The 3106-nt window shown below is 37.8% G+C and carries 4 protein-coding genes; 3 read left to right on the top strand and 1 reads right to left on the bottom strand.

Features of this window, described 5'->3' with window-relative positions:
- Positions 1–188 precede the first annotated feature (188 nt).
- The 3 genes from ACUVXA_RS18845 (at position 189) to ACUVXA_RS18835 (ending at position 2459) form a co-directional block, all read left to right on the top strand.
- On the top strand, positions 189–434 hold the full coding sequence (locus ACUVXA_RS18845; protein WP_445872832.1) for a hypothetical protein: 246 nt from the start codon (positions 189–191) through the stop codon (positions 432–434).
- A gap of 141 nt (positions 435–575) precedes the next feature.
- Entirely contained in the window at positions 576–1064 is a 489-nt protein-coding gene (locus tag ACUVXA_RS18840) for a magnesium-dependent phosphatase-1 (protein WP_445872831.1), read from the top strand.
- A gap of 171 nt (positions 1065–1235) precedes the next feature.
- A complete protein-coding gene (locus tag ACUVXA_RS18835; RefSeq protein WP_445872830.1) occupies positions 1236–2459 on the top strand; it encodes a CaiB/BaiF CoA transferase family protein in 1224 nt (407 codons plus the stop codon).
- An 89-nt stretch (positions 2460–2548) separates the two neighbouring features.
- On the opposite strand, the gene ACUVXA_RS18830 is transcribed toward ACUVXA_RS18835, so the two are convergent.
- Complete coding sequence (locus ACUVXA_RS18830) at positions 2549–2992, bottom strand: hypothetical protein (protein WP_445872829.1); 444 nt, start codon at positions 2990–2992, stop codon at positions 2549–2551.
- Between the last annotated feature and the right edge of the window lie 114 nt (positions 2993–3106).

The raw sequence follows: 3106 nt of genomic DNA, 5'->3' as shown, positions 1-3106 counted from the left end.
TTATATATTCAACTCTCCGAAGTATAACTCATTTATGCGAAATATTTCTAATTATATATATTTTTATGTAGATTTCATAAAAAATTCTATATAAAAATTTAATTTTTAGGTTTTTTATTGCGATATTCACAAAATTAGGCAAAAGATTTAAAATAGTAATTTGGCGCCATTCTATATTAGTGAGCAAAATGACAATGGCAGAAGTGTGGACATGTAAAATGGAATTAGAAACTGAAACTAAAAAAATGCAGGCTGTTGCATTAAAAAAGGAACTCAGGAAAATGGGGTTGAATAACGTACAACAGGTAAAAGAAATGTGGGAAGAATGCATAGCTAAAACTCCTGCCCTAAACGGAAACTTCGACTGTAATATAACGGTAAAGTTCCTGAACGTGTATTGTGTAGCGGATATAGAGCTAACGCCCAAACATTAAACTCCTCCCCTAGTTTCCGGGTTCCTAGGTTTTCTCCATTTGGAAATTCTTCTAAAGTATGGCTTCATTTAAAAAAAGATAAAAGTAGAATCTATTTTTAGTAATCTATAACTTCCTAAGTGGAGTATAGAGTGATTTCAAATGATTAAACTTGTGATTTTTGATGCCGATGAGACTCTATGGGCATCATACGGTTACTGGGTAAGTCTCTTTGTCCCTCCTCTTAAAAGAGTAAATGATGAAATTATAGACTCTGAGGGCAAGAGAATAACGCTTTTTACCGGTCTAAGGGAGCTGTTGGAAACTCTTAAAGATAAAGGCGTTTTGATTTCCTTGGTCAGCCTAAATGACAGTGAGCCAAACCGAGTTATGGAATGCTTAGAACTATTTGGATTAAACCATTACTTTATTTATCCACAGGTTAATTGGAATGATAAGGGTCAAAACATCAAAAACATACTAGAACTCTTAGAAAAAAATGATGGAATAATAATCAACTGTAAAGAAGTACTCTTTGTTGACGATCACCTGTCCAACGTAGAGAAAGCGAATAATGCGTGTCCTGGAATAGTTGCTCTTCATCTCGGAAGCGACATTTCCAAAGTCACAGAAATCAAAAATTTTCTATGAAAATTAAATAAAAACTGTGCAAGCCCTACGAGTTTATACTTTAAAAAATTTGATAAATTTAATTTAATTTAAACTTCAAAATCCAAAATTTTTTCATTGCGAAAACTTAATATGCCTTAATCATCTGCACCTTCCCTGTCCGGAATTAAGGATTTTGATGGAGAACCGGATTTGCCTTTTAATAATAGATTTTTAATGGAAGTTGAGTCTATGGGTCCCCTTGATGGAATAAAGGTTTTGGACTTAACTCGTCTTTTGCCTGGAGGTTATTGTACCCTCCTCTTAGCCGATCTTGGAGCGGATATACTTAAGGTTGAAGACCCTTTTCTCGGAGATTATGTAAGATGGTATCCGCCAATTGTTGGACAGGAGAGCGCAATGCACCACCTTTTAAACCGAAATAAGAAGAGTATAACCATTAACCTAAAGGCAGATAAGGGAAGAGAAATTCTATACAAACTAGTCGAAAAATATGATGCTCTTATCGAGGGTTTCAGGCCCGGGGTGGCGAAAAAGCTTGGTATCGATTACGAAAAATTAGAAGACATAAATCCACAATTAGTATACCTTTCGCTTACCGGTTATGGACAGGATGGGCCCTATCGGGATTTACCAGGACACGACATAAATTACATTGGAATCGCAGGAATACTGGGAATCACCGGTGAGCGTAACGGTCCCCCAGTAATACCCGGTGTACAGATTGCGGACCTATCAGGGGGAATGTTCGCGGCCTTCTCACTTCTCGCAGGAATAATCTCTAGAGATAGGACTGGTAAAGGACAGTACATAGATTATGCCATGCTTGATGGTGTGGTCTCATGGCTTACCGTTCACGCTGCAGCATATTTCGTAGAAAAAACTAATCCAAAAAGAGGCGAGATGCTATTATCCGGAGCATTGCCTGTTTACAATGTTTACGAGACTAAGGACGGCAAATATATTTCTATGGGCTCCTTAGAGGATAAGTTCTGGAGAAACTTGTTCAAAGCCATTGGAAGAGAAGATCTCGGAAAAATAGACGAATCTTTCCGCACGATGCAATTAGATAAATTGGATACAGTAACAGAGGAACTGAGAAAGATTTTCCTCACAAAAAATAGAGACGAATGGGTGAAAATGCTTTGGGAACACGATATTTGCGTGGGCCCGGTTTATACATTTGAGGAAACCTTTAACGATCCCCAAGTTAAAACAAGAAAGATGGTTGTAGAACTCGATAATCCCGAAGTTGGCAAATTGAAACAGACTGGAATTCCCATCAAATTTACAAAGACTCCTGGAGAAATTAAAATGCGCGCCCCCCACCTAGGGGAGCAAACCAAAGAAATCCTCTTAAGCTTAGGATACAGTGAAGAAGAAATAAAGCAACTGAAAAATGAACAAGTAATATAGTTTAAATACCCTAACGACAATTATTTCAAGCAATTCAATTTAAGCCCAACTTTTGATATAATGCCGGCTTACATTTTTATTACTGATTTTTATTTACTTAACTCCCATTGTTCTGCCTTTTCTATTAGAATCTTTTCTGCCCTCTCAACCATGTTTTCAATAAATTCCTTTACTGTTACAATTCGGTCTACATAGCCGCAAGCAAAAGAAAACGGACCTTTAGGTCGAGTTCCTAGTGAAGGGAATAACTCAGTGGCTGCGGAATCCTTACTCGTTAATACTTCAGCATTTATCCATATCGGATCAGCATCATTCCAATTCTGCTGTTTGAGCATTACCCTCTCCAATGAAGCAGTCCATTCCTCGAATGACATTTTATCCCTCATCTCCATAACTTTAACATAATCCTTGGGAATAGGAGGAGCAAGCAGCTCACGTATGAGATCGGGATGGTTTGGTTGTGCTCTTATCATATTTTCTTTTATTTTATCAGATATAGGGCACTCTTTAGTAGCCATTAAAGCCGAACCCAAGTAAACTCCATCAGCCCCTAAGAATAGGGCCCCAAGAAATGTACGGGGGTCCCCAATACCCAATGGCATTAAGTTAAGGCAAGGGAGGGGGTGGTTTTATATATCGTGGAATAA

It is taken from the genome of Candidatus Jordarchaeum sp. (assembly GCF_052745115.1).
Note: the sequence above shows the minus strand (reverse complement) of the source record. Positions and strands in the feature narration are given on the sequence as shown.

Coding starts and splice junctions, on each gene's coding strand:
- ACUVXA_RS18845 (WP_445872832.1), top strand. CDS start 189: ATGACAATGGCAGAAGTGTGGACATGTAAAATGGAATTAGAAACTGAA.
- ACUVXA_RS18840 (WP_445872831.1), top strand. CDS start 576: ATGATTAAACTTGTGATTTTTGATGCCGATGAGACTCTATGGGCATCA.